The organism is Pseudomonas sp. B21-036 (assembly GCF_024748925.1).
GTDB classification, from domain to species: Bacteria; Pseudomonadota; Gammaproteobacteria; order Pseudomonadales; family Pseudomonadaceae; genus Aquipseudomonas; species Aquipseudomonas palmensis.
In genome coordinates, this window is the sequence record NZ_CP087178.1 from 4,158,651 (window position 1) to 4,177,658 (window position 19,008).

The following is a 19,008-nucleotide window of genomic DNA, read 5'->3' on the forward strand; positions in this document are numbered from 1 at the left end:
GGTAAAACACCGCGCGGCCCTGGAAGGTGCCAGATAGAGGCCTTAGGCCATTATTTTGCGGTCCACTCGGCGACCCGCTCGGGGTGCTTGGCGACCCACTCCTTCGCCGCAGCGTCCGGCTTTGCGCCTTCCTGAATGGCCAGCATGACTTCGCCGATCTCGTCCTTGGATTGCCACGAGAACTTCTTCAGGAACGCTGCGACTTCCGGCGCCTTCGTATCGAGTTCCTTGCTGCCGATGCTGTTGACCGTCTCGGCGGCGCCGTACACGCCTTTGGGGTCTTCGAGAAAGCGCAGCTTCCACTTGGCGAACATCCAGTGCGGCACCCAGCCGGTGACCACGATGGGCTGCTGCTTGGCGTAGGCGCGCCCCAGTTCAGAGGTCATGGCAGCGCCGGAGCTGGCCTGCAGCTTGTAGCCGGCAAGGTCGTAGTCCTTGATGGCCTGGTCGGTCTTGAGCATCACCCCGGACCCGGCGTCGATGCCGACGATCTTCTTCTTGAAGCCGGCATCGCTTCCGAGGTCGGCGATCGACTGCGCCTTGACGTATTCGGGCACGATCAGGCCAATCCTGGCGTCCTTGAAGTTGGGGCCGTAGTCGACCACGTTGTCCTTGTTCTTGGCCCAGTATTCGCCATGGGTCACCGGCAGCCAGGCCGACAGCATCGCATCGAGCTTTCCGGTGGCCACCCCCTGCCACATGATGCCGGTGGCCACCGGCATCAGCTTGACGTCATAACCGAGCTTCTGCTTGATCACCTCGGCCGCCACATGGGTGGTTGCCACGCTGTCGGACCACCCATCGACGTAGCCGATGCTTACTTCCTTGGCCATGGCCAGGCTGGTGCCCATGGCCAGTATCAGGGCAGTGCCCGCCCCCAGGAGTCGTCGCATTTTCATCAAGGCATCCCCTCGTCACGTCACGGAACCTGCATCATCAACCGCCACTGGCGGCCAACCTGCTCTGTCAGCGACGTCGAAACATCGAGAAACGACATCACAACGCCAGCCAAGCCCGCTACCGGCCGGCATTTGCAGGTAGTATTGGCGGCTTTGTTTCCTGACCGGTCCGCGCCATGCCCTCGACTGCCCGCTTCCCGCTGTTGCCCTACCTGTTTGCCTGCCTGCTTGGCCTGTTCGCGTTGGGCGGGCTCTGGTACGGGCTCGGCAAGCCGGTATCGCTGCCGGACGCCGCCAGCCCCACGCACAAGCTGCAATGCGTGTCCTACACGCCCTTCGACAAGGACCAGTCGCCGTTCGACCAGCCCTTCACCCTGCGCCCGGAGCGCGTGGAGGCCGACCTCGCCCTGCTTGCACAGCGCTTCGAATGCATCCGCACCTACTCGATGACGGGCCTGGAAGCGATCCCGCAGCTGGCGCGCAAGTACGGCCTGAAGGTGATGTTCGGGGCCTGGGTGAGTGCCGACCCGCTGGTCACGGCCAAGGAGATCAAGGCCCTGATCGCCACCGCCAATGCCAACCCGGACATCACCCGCGCCGTGATCGTGGGCAACGAGGTGCTGTTGCGCAAGGAAGTGACGGGCGATCACCTGGCCGATCTGATCCACCAGGTGAAAAGCCAGGTGCAGGTACCGGTGACCTACGCCGACGTGTGGGAGTTCTGGCTGCAGCACCCACAGATCGCGCCGCAGGTGGACTTCGTGACCATTCACCTGCTGCCCTACTGGGAAGATGATCCCAAGGGCATCGACGAAGCGCTGGCCCACGTTGGCGAGATCCGCCAGGTGTTCGGCAACCGCTTCGCGCCCAAGGACGTGATGATCGGCGAAACCGGCTGGCCCAGCGAAGGGCGCCAGCGCGAGACCGCCCTGCCCAGCCGGGTCAACGAAGCGCGCTTCATTCGCGGGTTCGTCGCCATGGCCGAGCAGAATGGCTGGCATTACAACCTGATCGAAGCCTTCGACCAGCCGTGGAAGCGCGCCAGCGAAGGCGCGGTGGGCGGTTACTGGGGGCTGTACGATGCCGACCGGCAGGACAAGGGCATACTCGAAGGCCCGGTGAGCAACCTGCCGTTCTGGCCGCAGTGGCTGGGCATCGGCGTGCTGCTGTTCGCCGCCACCCTGGCCCTGGCCGGGCCGGTGCGCGGCGTGCGTGGCGCCCTGGCGCTGCCCTTGCTGGCCGCACTGGGGGCCGCCAGCCTGGGGTTGTGGGGCGAGCTGGTACGGGTCAACAGCCGCTTCGTTGGCGAGTGGTTGTGGGCCGTGCTGCTGGCGGGGCTCAACCTGGTGGTACTGGCCCATGGCGCGCTGGCGCTGGCACAGCGCAGTGGCTGGCGTGAGCGCCTGTTCGCCTGGCTGCAGGCGCGTGCCGGCTGGTGGGTGATGGCGGCCGGCTTCGCGGCGGCGGTGAGCATGCTGGCGCTGGTGTTCGACCCGCGCTACCGCAGCTTCCCGAGCCCGGCGCTGGTGCTGCCGGCGGTGGTGTACCTGCTGCGACCGGTGCGGGTAGCACGCGCCGAGGTGGCCTTGCTGACCTTCATCGTCGGCGCCGGGATTGCGCCGCAGCTGTTCATCGAGGGCTTGAGCAGCCAGCAGGCGCTGGTGTGGGCCCTGGTGAGCGCGCTGATGACCGCGACGCTGTGGCGCTGCCTGCGGATCAGGCAGGGCTGAGCGTCGGCTCTTCGCCGGCAAGGCCGGCTCTGCAGGGAGACGTTGAATCCGGTAGGCGCCGGCCTTGCCGGCGAACGATACAGCGTGAGCCTCAGGCCGTGCGCCGCACCAGCCGCAACCCCGCCAGCACCAGCGCGAACGCCGCCAGGCTCACGGTGTACAGCGCCAGTGCCGGCAGCCCGAACACCAGGGACAGCACCGCCAGCCACCAGCCGGCCCGACGCGGCACCAGCGTCGCCACCACGGCCAACCCCAGGGCGACCCAGCCCAGCACCCGCAAGTGGATCATCAGGCCCAGCGTGGCGCGCAACTGGCACTCCCAGCTCACCTGGGGCGAGCTGCACACACCGACCCACCTGACATCCTCCATGAAGCCGTAACGCACCCCATAGCAGGCCGCAGCCCACAGCGACAGGCACACAAGCAAGGCAATCAGCGGCAAACGGCGGGACATGACAACTCCGGAAACAGGAAAACGGCGCCCAGCATAATCCCCCACCGGGCCTGTGCAAGGCAAAAGCGGCGGCCTGAGCTACTTTTATCAGCAAAGAAACAAAACCCGCTGTTGCCCTGGCACTGGCCCGCACGGCAACATCGGGGACGGTAAATGCCGGGGCACAAGGCAACTTTGCCGATAGCACGAGTGTCCTAGCCTGCAGTACACACTTTGCCTTGCCTTTCCTGGGGATCCGTCATGCTTCGATCACTGCGCCTTGCTGCCCTGCTGGGTGGCCTCTTGATGAGTGCGGCCGCGTCTGCGGTGGATGTCGATGCGGCCACCTATGGCTACCCGCTGACCAATCCCTTCGAGGCGACGATCGCCTCCACACCGCCCGACCTGCGCCCCGAACTGCCGACCGACGATGACATCGATCAGTCCGACTACAGCCTCAACCTGCGCCCCGAACGCGAGTTCACCCTTCCGGACAACTTCTGGGCGGTCAAGAAGCTGCGCTATCGCCTGGCCCGACAGGACCACGAGGCGCCGCTGATCTTCCTGATCGCCGGTACCGGCGCGCCCTACACCAGCAGCCTCAACGAGTACCTCAAGCGCCTCTACTACAAGGCCGGCTACCACGTGGTGCAGCTGTCATCGCCCACCAGCTTCGACTTCATCAGCGCCGCCTCGCGCTTCGCCACCCCGGGCGTGAGCGCCGAAGACGCCGAAGACCTGTACCGGGTGATGCAGGGCGTGCGCGCCCAGCACCCGCGCCTGCCTGTCAGCGAGTACTACCTCACCGGCTACAGCCTCGGTGCCCTCGACGCAGCCTTCGTCAGCCACCTGGACGAAACCCGGCGCAGCTTCAACTTCAAGCGCGTGCTGCTGCTCAACCCGCCGGTCAACCTCTACACCTCGATCAGCAACCTCGACAAGCTGGTGCAGACCGAGGTCAAGGGTGTGAACAACAGCACCACCTTCTATGAACTGGTGCTGACTAAGCTCACCCGCTACTTCCAGCAAAAAGGCTACATCGACCTCAACGACGCACTGCTCTACGACTTCCAGCAGTCGCGCCAGCACCTGAGCAACGAGCAGATGGCGATGCTGATCGGCACCTCGTTCCGCTTCTCGTCCGCCGATATCGCCTTTACCTCCGACCTGATCAACCGCCGCGGCCTGATCACCCCGCCCAAGTACCCGATCACCGAAGGCAGCAGCCTCACGCCGTTCTTCAAGCGTGCGCTGCAATGCGACTTCGACTGCTACCTGACCGAGCAGGTCATCCCCATGTGGCGCGCGCGCACCGATGGCGGCAGCCTGCTGCAGCTGATCGACCAGGTGAGCCTGTATGCCCTCAAGGACTACCTGCAAAACAGCCCGAAAATCGCCGTGATGCACAACGCCGACGATGTGATCCTGGGCCCCGGCGACATCGGCTTTCTGCGCAGCACCTTTGGCGACCGCCTGACCCTGTACCCGCATGGCGGGCACTGCGGCAATATCAATTACCGCGTCAACAGCGACGCGATGCTGGAGTTTTTCCGTGGTTAAAAAACTTCTGATCGTGACGGCGTTGCTCGCCGCAGGCCTGGTACAGGCCGATGAGATCCCGGCGCGAGCCAGCGTGATCGAAGCCGACGGCTTCACCGATCCGCTCAAGGAACTCAAGTTCAACCCCGGCCTGGACCAGCGCGAGTTCGAGCGTTCGACCCTGACCGCGCTGAACGTCTACGACCCGTTCGAGTCGGTGAACCGCCGGCTGTACCACTTCAACTACCGCTTCGACCAGTGGGTGTTCCTGCCGGTGGTCAATGGCTACCGCTACATCACCCCAAGCTTCGTGCGCACCGGGGTCAGCAACTTCTTCAGCAACCTGGGCGATGTGCCCAACCTGCTCAACAGCCTGCTGCAGTTCAAGGGCAAGCGCTCGATGGAGATCACCGCGCGCCTGCTGTTCAACACCACCCTGGGCGTCGCCGGCCTGTGGGACCCGGCGACCAAGATGGGGCTGCCGCACCAGAGCGAAGACTTCGGGCAGACCCTGGGCTTCTATGGCGTGCCGGACGGCCCGTACCTGATGCTGCCGATCCTGGGCCCGTCGAACCTGCGCGACACCGGCGGGCTGGTGGTGGACTACAGCGCCGAGAACTGGATCAACTTCCTCAACATGGCCGAGGTCAGCAGCGACAACCCGGAGGTCTGGGTACTGCGCGCCATCGACAAGCGCTATACCACCAGCTTTCGCTACGGCCAGCTGAACTCGCCGTTCGAGTATGAAAAGGTGCGCTACGTGTACACCGAGGCACGCCGCCTGCAGATCGCCGAGTAGCGTTCAGGGCCGGGGCAGCGGCAGGCCGAGAAAGCGGCACAGCTCGCCCTGCTTGGTCAGCGCGTCGCGCCGGCCCAGTTCGATCAGCTCGCTGCAATAGCCGGCTTCGAACAACAGGTAGCTGAGCACCCCGGCGCCGCTGGTCTTGGTCGCCCCCGGGCCGCGCAGGAACATGCGCAGCGCGGCGGGCAGTTCGCGCCGATGGCGGGCGGCGATCTCGTCCAGCGGCTGGCTGGGCGCAACCACCAGCACCTCCACCGGGGCCAGGCCCAGGCGCCGGGGCTGCACGTCGCTGGGCAGCAGGTGGCTCAGGTGGTTGAGCCGCTGCAACAGCTCAAGGTCGTCTTCCAGGCTGTCGATGAACGTGCTGTTGAGCAGGTGCCCGCCGATCTGCGCCAGGCTCGGCTGCTTGCCGCTGAACACCCGCTCGCGTGGATCACCCGGCGTCGGCCCCTGGGGGTTGCCGCTGACCCCCACCACCAGCACGCGGTTGGCGCCCAGGTGCAGCGCCGGGCTGATCGGCGCCGACTGGCGCACCGCACCGTCACCATAGAATTCGTGGCCCAGCCTGATCGGGGCAAACAGCAACGGGATGGCCGAACTGGCCAGCAGGTGCTCGACGCTCAGGCGGGTCGGCATGCCGATGCGTCGATGGCGCAGCCACGGGTCGATGGCGCCCTTGCCCTGGTAGAAGGTCACCGCCTGGCCCGACTCGTAGCCGAACGCGGTCACCGCCACCGCGCGCAGGTGCTGCTGGTCGATGGCATGGCCGATGCCGTCCAGGTCCAGGTGCTGGTTGAGCAGTTTGCGCAGCGGCGAGCTGTCGAGCAGCGCCACCGGTACCTGGGCCCCCAGGCCCAGCAGGCTGTGGCCGACGAAGCGGCTGGCCTGGCGGATCACCCCGGGCCAGTCGCTGCGCAGTACCTGGTGGCTGCGAAAGCCCTGCCAGAAGCCGGTGAGGCGGCGGATGGCGTCGGCAAAATGCATCGCACCGCTGGCCAGGGTCACCGCATTGATGGCCCCGGCCGAGGTGCCGACGATCACCGGGAACGGGTTGCCGGCGCCGGCGGGCAGCAGGTCGGCGATGCCGGCGAGCACGCCGACCTGGTAGGCGGCACGGGCGCCACCGCCCGAGAGGATCAGGCCGGTGACCGGTTGGGGTGCTGGCATGGGGTACTCCCTGAAGTCTGTGTCGCTGCCTTCGCCGGCAAGGCCGGCTCCTACCGGTACCGCACACCTATGTAGGAGCCGGCATTGCCGGCGAAAGCCACACCGCGATTCGTCCTAGTACAGCTTGGGCGCCCCCGGCGGGCGCGACTTGAAGCGTCGGTGTGCCCACAGGTACTGCTCGGGGCATTCACGCAGCACCGACTCGATCCACTGGTTGATGCGCAGGCAGTCGGCCTCTTCGCTCTCCCCCGGAAAATCCTGCAGTGGCGCATGGATCACCAGCCGGTAGCCACTGCCGTCCGCCAGGCGCTGCTGGGTGAACGGGATCACCCGCGCCCGCCCCAGGCGGGCGAACTTGGTGGTGGCGGTCACGGTAGCCGCCTCGATCCCGAACAGCGGCACGAACACGCTCTGCTTGGCGCCGTAGTCCTGGTCGGGCGCATACCAGATGGCGCGCCCCGAGCGCAGCAGCTTGAGCATGCCGCGCACGTCCTCGCGCTCCACGGCCAGCGAGTCGAGGTTGTGCCGCTCGCGCCCACGGCGCTGCACGAAGTCGAACAACGGGTTCTTGTGCTCGCGGTACATGCCATCGATGGTGTGTTCCTGGCCCAGCAGCGCCGCACCGATCTCCAGCGTGGTGAAGTGCAGGGCCATCAGGATGGCCCCCTGCCCGTCACGCTGCGCCGCCTGCAGGTGCTCCAGCCCCTCGATGTGCGCCAGGCGCGCCAACCGGGCCTTTGGCCACCACCAGCTCATGGCCATTTCGAAGAAGGCGATGCCGGTGGAGGCGAAGTTTTCCTTGAGCAGACGGGTTCGTTCGACAGACGGTAATTCGGGGAAACACAGTTCCAGGTTGCGCGCAGCAATGCGTCGACGGTCACCGGCAACACGGTACATCAGCGCGCCCAGCAGGCGGCCCAGCACCAGCAAAGCCCGGTAGGGCAGCTGCACGATCAGCCACAGCAGGGCCAGGCCCAGCCACAGCGGCCAGAAGCGTGGATGAAGAAAATAAAGGCGAAAACGCGGGCGATCCATTAAACATTCCGCAAAGACGATGGCCGGGCATTCTACAACGGTTCGCTGCGGGTTGCGGCTAACCGGCGTTCTCGTTATAAGTCTGAGCACTTTTTCGTAACAAGCTGCCTTATGCCAACCATGAGCCAAACCCAGACGCCAGACCAAGCCCCCGTGTTCCAGCTCAAGGGCAGCATGCTCGCCATCACGGTGCTCGAGCTTGCGCAGAACGACCTCGAAGGCCTCGATCGGCAACTGGCGGCCAAAGTCGCCCAGGCCCCCAACTTCTTCAGCAACACCCCGCTGGTGCTGGCGCTGGACAAGCTGCCGGCCGGCGAAGGCGCGGTCGACCTGCCCGGGCTGATGCGCGTATGCCGCCACCATGGCCTGCGTACCCTGGCCATTCGCGCCAGCCGTATCGAGGACATCGCCGCCGCCATTGCCATCGACCTGCCGGTGCTGCCGCCGTCCGGTGCCCGCGAACGTGCGCTGGAGCCTGCGGTAGAGGTGCCACCGGCACCCAAGCCCGAGCCGGCCCCGGCCCCGGCCCCGGCCCCGCCGCCGGAGCCTGCGGTAAAACCGACAAAAATCATCACCTCGCCGGTGCGTGGCGGCCAACAGATCTATGCTCAGGGCGGCGACCTAGTGGTACTGGCTTCGGTCAGCCCCGGTGCGGAACTTCTGGCCGATGGCAACATCCATGTTTACGGCGCGATGCGCGGTCGCGCCCTCGCCGGTATCAAGGGCAACACCAGGGCCCGTATTTTCTGCCAGCAGCTGACCGCCGAAATGGTCTCGATCGCCGGGCAGTACAAGGTGGCCGAAGACCTGCGTCGCGACCCGTTGTGGGGGGCCAACGTGCAGGTCAGCCTGTCCGGTGACGTGTTGAACATCACCCGTCTTTAACGGATACTTGCCGCCATTTTCAGCGCAACTTTTCCATATGTTGCCGGTTTGGATATTTCTGGGACCTCAACGTCCTTTTTCTTTAGGGGTGATACACCTTGGCCAAGATTCTAGTGGTTACATCCGGCAAGGGTGGTGTGGGTAAGACCACCACCAGCGCCGCTATCGGTACCGGCCTCGCACTGCGCGGCCACAAGACGGTCATCGTCGACTTCGACGTCGGCCTGCGTAACCTCGATCTGATCATGGGCTGCGAACGCCGCGTGGTGTACGACTTCGTCAACGTGGTCAACGGCGAAGCCAACCTGCAGCAGGCCCTGATCAAGGACAAGCGCCTCGAGAACCTGTACGTGCTGGCCGCCAGCCAGACCCGTGACAAGGATGCGCTCACGCTCGAAGGCGTGGAGCGGGTCCTGATGGAGCTCAAGGAGCAATTCGAATACGTGGTCTGCGACTCGCCGGCCGGTATCGAGAAAGGCGCCCACCTGGCCATGTACTTCGCCGACGAAGCCATCGTGGTGACCAACCCGGAAGTCTCCTCGGTACGTGACTCGGACCGCATGCTGGGCCTGCTGGCCAGCAAGTCGCGCCGTTCCGAACGCAACGAAGACCCGATCAAGGAACACCTGCTGATCACCCGCTACCATCCAGAGCGCGTGAGCAAGGGCGAAATGCTCGGTGTCGAGGACGTCAAGGAAATCCTCGCCGTCGCGCTGCTGGGCGTGATCCCCGAATCCCAGGCGGTGCTCAAGGCATCCAACCAGGGCGTGCCGGTGATCCTCGATGACCAGAGCGATGCCGGCCAGGCCTACAGCGACACCGTCGACCGCCTGCTGGGCAAAACCGTGGAACACCGGTTCCTCGATGTACAGAAGAAGGGATTCTTCGAGCGCCTGTTTGGAGGCAACTGACCAATGAACCTTTTTGACTTCTTTCGTGCCAACAAAAAAGTAAGCACCGCGTCGGTCGCGAAAGAGCGTCTACAGATCATCGTGGCGCACGAGCGCGGCCAGCGCAGTACTCCGGACTACCTGCCAGCCTTGCAGAAGGAACTGGTCGAGGTGATCCGCAAGTACGTCAACATCGGCTCGGATGATGTGCACGTCGCTCTGGAGAACCAGGGCAGCTGCTCCATCCTGGAACTCAATATCACCCTGCCCGATCGTTGATCGGCGCACAGGGGTAACCTGCCACGGCGGCGGCCGGGCCCGGGCTCATACAGCCCGGGCCCGGCCGCCGCCGTTGGCGTTTGCAGAGAACACGCAATGCCGCTGTCCAACGTTCACATCCTTCACCAGGATGCCGCCATCCTGGTGGTCAACAAGCCGACCCTGCTGCTGTCCGTGCCGGGGCGCGCCGACGACAACAAGGATTGCCTGATCACCCGCCTGCAGGAAAACGGCTACCCCGACGCCCTGATCGTGCACCGTCTGGATTGGGAAACCTCGGGGATCATCCTGCTGGCGCGCGACGCCGACAGCCACCGCGAGCTGTCGCGCCAGTTCCATGACCGTGAAACCGAGAAGGCCTACACCGCACTGTGCTGGGGCCAGCCTGCGCTGGACAGCGGCAGCATCGACCTGCCGTTGCGCTACGACCCGCCCACCAAGCCACGGCACGTGGTGGACCACGAGCAGGGCAAGCATGCGCTGACCTTCTGGCGCATCGTCGAGCGCTGTGGCGATCATTGCCGGGTGGAGCTCACGCCGATTACCGGGCGTTCGCACCAGTTGCGCGTGCACATGCTGTCGATCGGGCATCCGCTGCTGGGGGATCGACTGTACGCCTACCCCGAGGCCCTGGCGGCGCATGAGCGGTTGTGCCTGCATGCCAGCATGCTGAGCTTCACCCACCCGGTGAGCGGCGAACGACTGCGCTTCGAGTGCCCGGCGCCGTTCTGATACACCGCGGCGCGGCCATCGCGGGTCAGCCCGCTCCCACAACGATCACCCTGAACGCTGTGGGAGCGGGCTTGCCCCGCGATAGGGCCCACGCAAATCCGTGATCAATACGTTAAACTCGCGCCACTGCTGTCTGGAGTGACCTATGCGCGATGCACTGAACCAAGGCCTGATCGACTTTCTCAAGGCCTCCCCCACGCCGTTCCACGCCACCGCCAGCCTGTCGCAGCGCCTCGAGGCCGCCGGCTACCAGCGCCTGGACGAACGTGACAGCTGGGCCACCACGCCCGGCGGACGCTACTACCTGACCCGCAACGACTCCTCGATCATCGCCATCAAGCTCGGCCGCCATTCGCCGCTGCTCGACGGCATTCGCCTGGTCGGCGCCCACACCGACAGCCCCTGCCTGCGCGTCAAGCCACAGCCCGAACTGCAACGCCAGGGCTTCTGGCAGCTGGGCGTGGAAGTCTACGGTGGCGCCCTGCTGGCCCCCTGGTTCGACCGCGACCTGTCGCTGGCCGGGCGCGTGACCTTCCGCCGCGACGGCAAGGTCGAAAGCCAGCTGATCGACTTCAAGCAGCCCATCGCGGTGATCCCCAACCTGGCGATCCACCTCAACCGCAGCGCCAACGAAGGCTGGGCGATCAACCCGCAGACCGAACTGCCACCGATCCTGGCCCAGGTGGCCGGTGACGAGCGCGTCGACTTTCGCGCCCTGCTCACCGAGCAACTGGCCCGCGAACATGGCCTGAACGCCGACGTGGTGCTGGACTACGAGCTGAGCTTCTACGACACCCAGGACGCCGCCGTGGTCGGCCTGCATGGCGACTTCATCGCCGGCGCGCGGCTGGACAACCTGCTGTCGTGCTACGCCGGCCTGCAGGCCCTGCTGGCCGCCGACAGCGACGAGACCTGTGTACTGGTGTGCAACGACCACGAAGAGGTCGGCTCCAGCTCCGCCTGCGGCGCCGACGGCCCGATGCTGGAACAGACCCTGCGCCGCCTGCTGCCCGACGGTGACGATTTCGTCCGGGCCATCCAGCGCTCGCTGCTGGTGTCGGCCGACAATGCCCACGGCGTGCACCCCAACTACGCCGACCGGCACGACGGCAACCACGGGCCCAAGCTCAACGCCGGCCCGGTGATCAAGGTCAACAACAACCAGCGCTACGCCACCAACAGCGAAACCGCCGGTTTCTTCCGCCACCTGTGCATGGCCGAGGAAGTGCCTGTGCAGAGCTTCGTGGTGCGCAGCGACATGGGCTGCGGCTCGACCATCGGCCCGATCACCGCCAGCCACCTGGGTGTGCGCACGGTGGACATCGGCCTGCCGACGTTTGCCATGCACTCGATCCGCGAGCTGTGCGGCAGCCAGGACCTGGCGCACCTGGTCAAGGTGCTGACCGCGTTCTACCTGAGCCGCGATCTGCCCTGACCTGACAGGCCTGCGCCCACAGCACTGCGGTGATCGCCAAACAGGCGCCGTACCTGTGGGCGCTGGCTTGCCAGCGAAGAGGCCACGACTGACCCCCATCAACCCGCGCGCAAACATTTGGCGCTATGCTTGCCCATCATTACACCTCCTACAGCATAAGGACCTTGCGCATGTCCGAGTTTCAAACGATGTTCCTCCCGGTGATCGCCGGGTTGATCCTGCTCACCGTCGGCTTCAGCATGCGCGAGCGCAACAGCGGGGTGCTGATGATGTGGATCGGCATGCTGGGCATCCTGGGCATCATGGTGTGGAAGATCCTCGAGAAACTCACCTGACAAATGCTCTACACTCGGGCGATTGAGTGTTCGAGGTTGATCGTCCGGTGCCTGCCTTCCTGCGTTTCCTGTCCCTGCTGCTGATTCTGTTCCTGCCCCTGGGCCACGCACACGCGGCCGGCCTTCCGGGCCTGCTTGGCGGTTCGAGCAAACCCCAGCCCGAGGCGACTGAACCCCTCGCGCAATCGCTCGACGATGTCATCAAGAACCTCGAGAACGACCAGCAACGCAGCAAGCTGCTGGCCGACCTGAAGAAGCTGCGCGACGCCACCAGGCAAGCCCAGCCCAGTGCCGAGCAAGGTGTGCTGGGCCTGATCGGCACCACCTTCAACGAACTGGAAAAGCAGTTCAGCGGCGAGGCCAGCCCGTTCAACCGCTGGAGCCGCGAACTGGAACTGGCCCAGATCGAGCTCAGTGCGCGGGTGGTGCCGGTGCATGAATGGCCGACGATCCTGTTCGGTTTCGCCGCCATCATCGCGCTCTGGAGCCTGCTGGCCTACGCGCTGAACTGGGTCAGCCACCAGGTGCGCCTGCGCTTCGGCCTCACCGAAGAGCTGCCGCAACACCCGCGCACCTGGGACCTGGTGCGCTTCGCCCTGCGCAAGCTCGGGCCTTGGCTGGTGGCGCTGATCATCACCGTGTACCTGAGCTTTGCCCTGCCCTCTTCGCTGGGCAAATCGATGGCCATGGTACTGGCCTACGCCCTGGTGGTCGGCACCTGCTTCTCGGCCATCTGCGTGATCGCCTTCTCGCTGCTCGATGGCCCGCACCGCCACCGCGCCCTGTACATCCTGCGCCACCGCGCGTTCCGTCCGCTGTGGCTGATCGGCAGCTTTGCCGCCTTCGGCGAGGCGATGAACGACCCACGCATGGCCGCCGCCCTGGGCGACCACCTGGCGCACACCCTGGCGACCCTGGCCAACATTCTGGCGGCGCTGTCCACCGGGCTGTTCATCCTGCGCTTTCGCCGCCCCATCGCGCACCTCATTCGCAACCAGCCGCTGTCTCGGCGCCTGACGCGCCGCGCCCTGAGCGACACCATCGAGATCCTCGGCACCTTCTGGTACCTGCCGGCCCTGGTGCTGGTGGGCATTTCGCTGTTCGCCACGTTCGTGTCCGCCGGCGACACCAGCACGGCCCTGCGCCAGTCGCTGATGTGCACGGTGCTGGTGGTGATGTGCATGGTGGTCAATGGCCTGGTGCGCCGCCATGCGCTCAAGCCGCAGCGGGCCAACCGTCGCCAGGCGGTCTACGCCGAACGCCTCAAGAGCTTTGGCTACACCCTGGTGCACCTGCTCATCTGGCTGGTGTTCATCGAGTTGGGCCTGCGTGTATGGGGCTTCTCGCTGATCGGTTTCACCGAGGGCGAAGGCCACGAGGTGGCGGTGCGCGTGTTCGGCCTGGCCGGTACGCTGATCGCCGCCTGGCTGGTGTGGATCCTCAGCGACACCGCCGTGCACCACGCACTCACCCGCTCGCGCAAGGGCCTGGCCAATGCCCGTGCGCAAACCATGATGCCGCTGATCCGCAACGTGCTGTTCGTGGCCATCTTCATCATCGCGGTGATCGTGGCCCTGGCCAACATGGGCATGAACGTCACGCCGCTGCTGGCCGGTGCCGGTGTGATCGGCCTGGCCATCGGCTTTGGTGCGCAATCGCTGGTTGCCGACCTGATCACCGGCCTGTTCATCATCATCGAGGACTCCCTGGCCATCGATGATTATGTGGATGTAGGCGGCCACCTGGGGACCGTCGAAGGCCTGACCATCCGTACCGTGCGCCTGCGCGACATCGACGGCATCGTGCACACCATCCCGTTCAGCGAGATCAAGAGCATCAAGAACTACTCGCGCGAATTCGGCTACGCGATCTTCCGTATCGCCATCCCCTACAACATGAGCATCGACAAGGCCATCGGCCTGGTTCGCGACGTGGGCCAGAAGATGCGCAGCGATCCGCTGCAACGGCGCAATATCTGGTCGCCGCTGGAGTTCCAGGGGGTGGAGAGCTTCGAGTCCGGCTCGGCGGTGCTGCGCGCGCGCTTCAAGACCGCGCCGATCAAGCAATGGGAGGTGTCGCGGGCATTCAACCTGGCGCTCAAGCGCCAGCTCGACGAAGCCGGGCTGGACCTGGCTACCCCGCGTCTTTCGGTGCAGGTGGTGACCGCCGGCGGTGGCCCCGCCCAGGACACCGCCCCCGTCGACACCAACGCCTAGCCCGCCTCGGCCACGATGCGAATCGCATCGTGGCGCCAGTACTCCAGGTCGCAGTCGATCAGCCGCCCGTGCTGGTCGCTGTTGACCCGGGTGATATGCAGGCCGGCACTGCCGGCCGACACCTTCAGCGCCATCGCCGCCGCCACCGGCAACGCGGTGGGCAGCGTCTCGAAACGCACCCGGCCATAGGCGATGCCGTAGTGCAGCGCGTACAGCTCGGTCAGCGACTGGCTCAGGTCGAAATCCAGAATCCCGGCAAAGTACTCGGGGTTGAGGTAGTGCTCGGCATAGAGCACCGCGCGCCCATCGATACGCCGCAGGCGGCAGATCTGGATCACGCTGGACAGCGCCGGCAATTGCAGGCGCGCACAGATCGCCGCCGGCGCCGGCTGCAGCCGGGCCGACAACAGTTCGGTAGCCGGCTGTCGACCCTGGTCGCGCACCATGGCATGGAAGTGGCTGCGCTCGATCAGGTCATAGCTCAGGCGCTGGGGCGCCACGAACCAGCCACGGCGTTCCTCGCGGTAGATCAGCCCGCAAGCCTCCAGTTGCACCAGCGCCTCGCGCAGGGTGATGCGCGTGGTATCGAACACCTCGCTGAGCTTGCGTTCGGCCGGCAACTTGCAGCCGGGCGCCAGCAGGCCATGCTCGATCTGCTCTTGCAGGGCATTGCATATGGCTGTTACTGCACGCGTGGGCAGTCGATGCATCAAGGGTTACCTATCTGGACTAGTCCAGCCTGGTGCGTGTGCCAGAACGGCGCAGCGACGATGGCCGGGCGGAGTAACCAAAGCCTAGGCAATCCACATGAACGGCACATGACAGTGCGCCGGACGGTCACGCACAGGCCCGGTCGAGCGCGGTCAAGGCGTTGCGGATCAAGCACTTGAAACTGGTCTACGCTCTATTTTCAGGGCCGCTGCACACACCTGGCGCGGCGCCTTCGACATCAAACTGTCATGCAACCGGCCTACCTTGGCTCGGGTATTGCTGACCTAGACCAACCGAATCGAAACCCTCTCAGCGTTTTGCACGGCACCCATCAAGGAGCTTCGGATGAAACAGCTTTTTCTGGCCTCACTGTTAGGCACCAGTATTGCCCTGTGCACCTCGGCCATGGCCGCGGACACCGACCTCAAGGCCCTCGAGGACGCCGCCCGCAAGGAAGGCGTCGTCAACAGCGTCGGCATGCCCGATGCCTGGGCCAACTGGAAGGGCACCTGGGCGGACCTGGCAAGCAAGTACGGCCTCAAGCACATGGACACCGACATGAGCTCGGCCCAGGAAGTGGCCAAGTTCGATGCCGAGAAAGACAACGCCAGCGCCGATATCGGCGACGTCGGCGCCGCCTTCGGCCCCATTGCGCTGGCCAAGGGCGTGACCCAGCCGTACAAGCCCAGCACCTGGGAGCAGATACCGACCTGGGCCAAGGACCAGGACGGACACTGGGCACTGGCCTATACCGGCACCATCGCCTTCATCATCAACAAGCAGCTGGTCAAGGAAGAAGACATTCCCAAGACCTGGCACGACCTGGAAAAGGGCAAGTACAAGGTCGCCATCGGTGACGTCGGCACCGCTGCCCAGGCGGCCAACGGCGTACTGGCTGCAGCCATTGCCTACAAGGGCGACGAGTCCAACATCGAGCCGGGCCTGCAACTGTTCACCAAGCTGGCCCAGCAGAAGCGCCTGTCGCTGGCCAACCCGACCATCCAGACCCTTGAGAAGGGCGAGATCGAGGTCGGCGTGGTGTGGGACTTCAACGGCCTGAGCTACCGCGAGCAGATCGACCCGAAACGCTTCGAGGTGCTGATCCCGTCCGACGGCTCGGTGATGTCCGGCTACACCACCATCATCAACAAGTACGCCAAGCATCCGAACGCCGCCAAGCTGACCCGTGAATACATCTTCAGCGATGCCGGGCAGACCAACCTGGCCATCGGCCATGCGCGGCCGATTCGTGCCGAGCACCTGAAGCTGCCGGCGGACGTGCAGGCCAAGCTGCTGCCCAACGAGCAGTACGCGCCGGCGCAGCCGATCAAGGATGCAGCGGCATGGGAAGCCACCTCCAAGGCCCTGCCGCAGAAGTGGCAGGAGCAGGTCATCATCGAGATGGAGTGAAACCATCGCGGGTCAGGCCCGCTCCCACAAGGAGCGGGCTTGACCCGCGATGTGGTCATCGCTGTCACCGGAGCCACCCATGAACCACAACGTCATCCTCGTCATCCTCGACGGCCTCAACCACCAGGTGGCCCACCACGCCATGGGCCACCTGCATGCCTATGTAGAAGCAGACCGCGCCGCCCTGTACCGCCTGGAATGCGAACTGCCGGCACTGTCGCGACCACTCTACGAATGCATCCTCACCGGTGTGCCGCCGATCGACAGCGGCATCGTGCACAACAACGTCACGCGCCTGTCCACCCAACGCAGCATTTTCCACTACGCCCGCGACGCCGGGCTGAGCACCGCCGCCGCGGCCTACCACTGGGTCAGCGAGCTGTACAACCGCTCCCCTTTCGAACCGCTGCGTGACCGCCACACCCATGCGCCGAAACTGCCGATCCAGCATGGCCTGTTCTACTACGCCGACCACTACCCCGACTCGCACCTGTTCGCCGACGCCGAGTACCTGCGGCGCAAGCACGCACCGGACTTCCTGCTGGTGCATCCGATGAACATCGACGATGCCGGGCACAAGCATGGCCTGGACAGCAGCCAGTACCGCAACAGCGCACGCAGCGCCGATATCCTGCTGGCCGACTACCTCAGCACCTGGCTGCAGGACGGCTACCAGGTGTTGATCACCGCCGACCACGGCATGAACAACGACCGCTCGCACAACGGCGTGTTGCCCGAGGAGCGCGAAGTGCCGCTGTTCGTGTTCGGCGACCGGTTCAGCCTCGACCCGGCCGCCAAGCCCCTGCAGACCGAACTGTGCGGCACCGTATGCGAACTGCTCGGCATCCCCCACGACAAGCCGGTATGCCGGGAGTTGCTCTCGTGAACTCGATCACCCGTGGCAAATGGCTGGCGCTGTTGTGCCTGCTGCCCTTCGCGGTATTTTTCATCATCTTCCAGATCGCCCCGCTGACCTGGGTGGCCGTGCACAGCCTGCAGGCCGAAAGCGGCTGGGGCCTGGACAATTTCAGCAAGGTGCTGGGCTCGAAGTTCTACCGCCAGGCCATCCAGCACAGCCTGGAGATCAGCTTCTGGTCGAGTCTGTTCGGCATCCTGATCGCCATCCTGGGCAGCTATTCGCTGCGCAAGGTGGACTCGCGCCTGCGCGACTTCGTCAACGCCTTCGCCAACATGACCAGCAACTTCTCCGGCGTGCCGCTGGCCTTCGCCTTCATCATCCTGCTCGGCTTCAACGGCGCGCTGACCCTGCTGCTCAAGCAGGCCGGGATCATCGAGGACTTCAACCTCTACTCCAAGACCGGGCTGATCATCCTCTATACCTACTTCCAGATCCCGCTGGGCGTACTGCTGCTGTACCCGGCGTTCGACGCCCTGCGCGAAGACTGGCGCGAATCGGCCGCCCTGCTGGGCGCCAGCGCCTGGGATTACTGGCGCCTGATCGGCCTGCCGGTGCTGACCCCGGCGCTGCTGGGCACCTTCGTGATCCTGCTGGCCAACGCACTGGGCGCCTACGCCACGGTTTACGCGCTGACCACCGGCAACTTCAACGTGCTGCCGATCCGCATCGCCGCGCTGGTGTCCGGCGACATCTCGCTGAACCCGAACCTGGCCAGCGCGCTGGCGATGATCCTGGTGGGGCTGATGACCCTGGTCACGCTGGTGCACCAGTGGCTGTTGAAGAGGAGCTACCATGTCTCGCGCTGAATCGGGCCCGGCCGGGCTCTACCACCGCGTGGTGGTGTACGTGCTGTTCGTGATCCTGCTGCTGCCGCTGGCCGGCACCCTGCTCTATTCGTTGTCCACCAGCTGGTCGGCCAGCCTGCTGCCCAGCGGGCTGACCTTCAAGTGGTACCTGGCGCTGTGGAGCGAGCCGCGTTTTCTGGCCGCCTTCGGCCAGTCGCTGCTGGTGTGCGTGGGCGCGCTGGTACTGTCGGTGCTGCTGATCCTGCCGCTGCTGTTCGTGGTGCACTACCACTTCCCCAGGCTCGACGCACTGATGAACATCCTCATCCTGCTGCCCTTCGCGGTGCCGCCGGTGGTGTCGTCGGTGGGGCTGCTGCAGCTGTATGGCTCGGGGCCGATGGCTATGGTCGGCACGCCGTGGATTTTGATCGGCTGCTATTTCACCGTGGCCCTGCCCTTCATGTACCGCGCCATCACCAACAACCTGCAGGCGATCAACCTGCGCGACCTGATGGATGCCGCCCAGTTGCTGGGGGCCAACACCTGGCAGGCCGCGTTTCTGGTGGTGCTGCCCAACCTGCGCAAGGGCCTGATGGTGGCGCTGCTGCTGTCGTTCTCGTTCCTGTTCGGCGAGTTCGTGTTTGCCAACCTGCTGGTGGGCACCCGCTACGAGACGCTGCAGGTGTACCTGAACAACATGCGCAACAGCAGCGGGCACTTCAACAGCGCGCTGGTGATTTCCTATTTCCTCTTCGTGCTGGTGCTGACCTGGGCAGCCAACCGCCTGAACAAGGACAAGACCTGAA

General features: G+C 65.2%; 19 protein-coding genes. 14 read left to right on the plus strand and 5 right to left on the minus strand.

Annotated features, from left to right (window positions below):
- Positions 1–50: 50 nt before the first annotated feature.
- Positions 51–899 (minus strand): glycine betaine ABC transporter substrate-binding protein, encoded by an 849-nt coding sequence (locus LOY33_RS18760; RefSeq protein ID WP_054915868.1) that lies wholly within the window; start codon positions 897–899, stop codon positions 51–53.
- Between the two features lie 176 nt (positions 900–1,075).
- Here LOY33_RS18760 and LOY33_RS18765 point away from each other — a divergent pair, with 176 nt between their 5' ends.
- Positions 1,076–2,629: a beta (1-6) glucans synthase gene (locus LOY33_RS18765; protein ID WP_258659615.1), complete on the plus strand. Its 1,554-nt coding sequence runs from the start codon at positions 1,076–1,078 to the stop codon at positions 2,627–2,629.
- Between the two features lie 91 nt (positions 2,630–2,720).
- On the opposite strand, the gene LOY33_RS18770 is transcribed toward LOY33_RS18765, so the two are convergent.
- Positions 2,721–3,083, minus strand: coding sequence for a hypothetical protein (locus LOY33_RS18770; protein ID WP_043862650.1), 363 nt, complete (start codon positions 3,081–3,083; stop codon positions 2,721–2,723).
- Positions 3,084–3,323: 240 nt separating this feature from the next.
- Here LOY33_RS18770 and LOY33_RS18775 point away from each other — a divergent pair, with 240 nt between their 5' ends.
- Together LOY33_RS18775 and LOY33_RS18780 are read left to right on the plus strand one after the other, a co-directional pair.
- Positions 3,324–4,622 carry a serine/threonine protein kinase gene (locus LOY33_RS18775; RefSeq protein ID WP_043862649.1) on the plus strand — a complete coding sequence of 433 codons (1,299 nt, stop codon included), beginning with the start codon at positions 3,324–3,326 and terminating at the stop codon, positions 4,620–4,622.
- Positions 4,615–5,400, plus strand: coding sequence for a VacJ family lipoprotein (locus LOY33_RS18780; protein WP_054915870.1), 786 nt, complete (start codon positions 4,615–4,617; stop codon positions 5,398–5,400). Before LOY33_RS18775 ends, LOY33_RS18780 begins: the two co-directional genes overlap by 8 nt.
- A 3-nt stretch (positions 5,401–5,403) precedes the next feature.
- Here LOY33_RS18780 and LOY33_RS18785 read toward each other — a convergent pair whose 3' ends face one another.
- The gene (locus LOY33_RS18785; protein ID WP_043862647.1) at positions 5,404–6,570 is read right to left on the minus strand and encodes a patatin-like phospholipase family protein; all 1,167 of its coding nucleotides are present in this window, start codon (positions 6,568–6,570) and stop codon (positions 5,404–5,406) included.
- Between the two features lie 114 nt (positions 6,571–6,684).
- The gene (locus tag LOY33_RS18790) at positions 6,685–7,605 is read right to left on the minus strand and encodes a lipid A biosynthesis lauroyl acyltransferase (RefSeq protein ID WP_043862646.1); all 921 of its coding nucleotides are present in this window, start codon (positions 7,603–7,605) and stop codon (positions 6,685–6,687) included.
- 111 nt (positions 7,606–7,716) lie between these two features.
- On the opposite strand from LOY33_RS18790, the gene minC reads away from it, so the two are divergent.
- The 7 genes from minC (at position 7,717) to LOY33_RS18825 (ending at position 14,377) form a co-directional block, all read left to right on the plus strand.
- A complete protein-coding gene (minC, locus tag LOY33_RS18795) occupies positions 7,717–8,490 on the plus strand; it encodes a septum site-determining protein MinC (RefSeq protein ID WP_258659618.1) in 774 nt (257 codons plus the stop codon).
- Between the two features lie 98 nt (positions 8,491–8,588).
- Positions 8,589–9,401, plus strand: coding sequence for a septum site-determining protein MinD (minD, locus tag LOY33_RS18800; protein ID WP_043862644.1), 813 nt, complete (start codon positions 8,589–8,591; stop codon positions 9,399–9,401).
- 3 nt (positions 9,402–9,404) lie between these two features.
- A complete protein-coding gene (gene minE, locus LOY33_RS18805; RefSeq protein WP_019693048.1) occupies positions 9,405–9,659 on the plus strand; it encodes a cell division topological specificity factor MinE in 255 nt (84 codons plus the stop codon).
- A gap of 96 nt (positions 9,660–9,755) precedes the next feature.
- Positions 9,756–10,391: an RluA family pseudouridine synthase gene (locus LOY33_RS18810; RefSeq protein ID WP_054914663.1), complete on the plus strand. Its 636-nt coding sequence runs from the start codon at positions 9,756–9,758 to the stop codon at positions 10,389–10,391.
- A 145-nt stretch (positions 10,392–10,536) separates the two neighbouring features.
- A complete protein-coding gene (locus tag LOY33_RS18815; protein ID WP_054914664.1) occupies positions 10,537–11,826 on the plus strand; it encodes a M18 family aminopeptidase in 1,290 nt (429 codons plus the stop codon).
- A 170-nt stretch (positions 11,827–11,996) separates the two neighbouring features.
- Entirely contained in the window at positions 11,997–12,161 is a 165-nt protein-coding gene (locus tag LOY33_RS18820) for a hypothetical protein (protein ID WP_167400231.1), read from the plus strand.
- A gap of 47 nt (positions 12,162–12,208) precedes the next feature.
- The gene (locus tag LOY33_RS18825) at positions 12,209–14,377 is read left to right on the plus strand and encodes a mechanosensitive ion channel family protein (protein ID WP_123752764.1); all 2,169 of its coding nucleotides are present in this window, start codon (positions 12,209–12,211) and stop codon (positions 14,375–14,377) included.
- On the opposite strand, the gene LOY33_RS18830 is transcribed toward LOY33_RS18825, so the two are convergent.
- Entirely contained in the window at positions 14,374–15,087 is a 714-nt protein-coding gene (locus tag LOY33_RS18830) for a UTRA domain-containing protein (protein WP_043859984.1), read from the minus strand. The genes LOY33_RS18825 and LOY33_RS18830 overlap by 4 nt on opposite strands.
- Before the next feature lie 346 nt (positions 15,088–15,433).
- Here LOY33_RS18830 and LOY33_RS18835 point away from each other — a divergent pair, with 346 nt between their 5' ends.
- From LOY33_RS18835 to LOY33_RS18850, 4 genes are all read left to right on the plus strand, one after another.
- Positions 15,434–16,498 (plus strand): ABC transporter substrate-binding protein, encoded by a 1,065-nt coding sequence (locus tag LOY33_RS18835; protein ID WP_043859983.1) that lies wholly within the window; start codon positions 15,434–15,436, stop codon positions 16,496–16,498.
- 79 nt (positions 16,499–16,577) lie between these two features.
- Entirely contained in the window at positions 16,578–17,384 is an 807-nt protein-coding gene (locus LOY33_RS18840) for an alkaline phosphatase family protein (protein WP_258659623.1), read from the plus strand.
- Complete coding sequence (locus LOY33_RS18845) at positions 17,363–18,223, plus strand: ABC transporter permease subunit (RefSeq protein ID WP_167400230.1); 861 nt, start codon at positions 17,363–17,365, stop codon at positions 18,221–18,223. Before LOY33_RS18840 ends, LOY33_RS18845 begins: the two co-directional genes overlap by 22 nt.
- Positions 18,210–19,007 (plus strand): ABC transporter permease, encoded by a 798-nt coding sequence (locus tag LOY33_RS18850; protein ID WP_054914667.1) that lies wholly within the window; start codon positions 18,210–18,212, stop codon positions 19,005–19,007. The genes LOY33_RS18845 and LOY33_RS18850 overlap by 14 nt, the downstream gene beginning before the upstream one ends.
- Position 19,008 lies beyond the last annotated feature (1 nt).

Bases quoted from the DNA above. Each gene is read 5' to 3' on its own strand.
- LOY33_RS18760 (WP_054915868.1), bottom strand. From the start codon at position 899: ATGAAAATGCGACGACTCCTGGGGGCGGGCACTGCCCTGATACTGGCC.
- LOY33_RS18765 (WP_258659615.1), top strand. From the start codon at position 1,076: ATGCCCTCGACTGCCCGCTTCCCGCTGTTGCCCTACCTGTTTGCCTGC.
- LOY33_RS18770 (WP_043862650.1), bottom strand. From the start codon at position 3,083: ATGTCCCGCCGTTTGCCGCTGATTGCCTTGCTTGTGTGCCTGTCGCTG.
- LOY33_RS18775 (WP_043862649.1), top strand. From the start codon at position 3,324: ATGCTTCGATCACTGCGCCTTGCTGCCCTGCTGGGTGGCCTCTTGATG.
- LOY33_RS18785 (WP_043862647.1), bottom strand. From the start codon at position 6,570: ATGCCAGCACCCCAACCGGTCACCGGCCTGATCCTCTCGGGCGGTGGC.
- LOY33_RS18790 (WP_043862646.1), bottom strand. From the start codon at position 7,605: ATGGATCGCCCGCGTTTTCGCCTTTATTTTCTTCATCCACGCTTCTGG.
- minC (WP_258659618.1), top strand. From the start codon at position 7,717: ATGCCAACCATGAGCCAAACCCAGACGCCAGACCAAGCCCCCGTGTTC.
- minE (WP_019693048.1), top strand. From the start codon at position 9,405: ATGAACCTTTTTGACTTCTTTCGTGCCAACAAAAAAGTAAGCACCGCG.
- LOY33_RS18810 (WP_054914663.1), top strand. From the start codon at position 9,756: ATGCCGCTGTCCAACGTTCACATCCTTCACCAGGATGCCGCCATCCTG.
- LOY33_RS18815 (WP_054914664.1), top strand. From the start codon at position 10,537: ATGCGCGATGCACTGAACCAAGGCCTGATCGACTTTCTCAAGGCCTCC.
- LOY33_RS18820 (WP_167400231.1), top strand. From the start codon at position 11,997: ATGTCCGAGTTTCAAACGATGTTCCTCCCGGTGATCGCCGGGTTGATC.
- LOY33_RS18830 (WP_043859984.1), bottom strand. From the start codon at position 15,087: ATGCATCGACTGCCCACGCGTGCAGTAACAGCCATATGCAATGCCCTG.
- LOY33_RS18835 (WP_043859983.1), top strand. From the start codon at position 15,434: ATGAAACAGCTTTTTCTGGCCTCACTGTTAGGCACCAGTATTGCCCTG.
- LOY33_RS18840 (WP_258659623.1), top strand. From the start codon at position 16,578: ATGAACCACAACGTCATCCTCGTCATCCTCGACGGCCTCAACCACCAG.
- LOY33_RS18845 (WP_167400230.1), top strand. From the start codon at position 17,363: ATGCCGGGAGTTGCTCTCGTGAACTCGATCACCCGTGGCAAATGGCTG.
- LOY33_RS18850 (WP_054914667.1), top strand. From the start codon at position 18,210: ATGTCTCGCGCTGAATCGGGCCCGGCCGGGCTCTACCACCGCGTGGTG.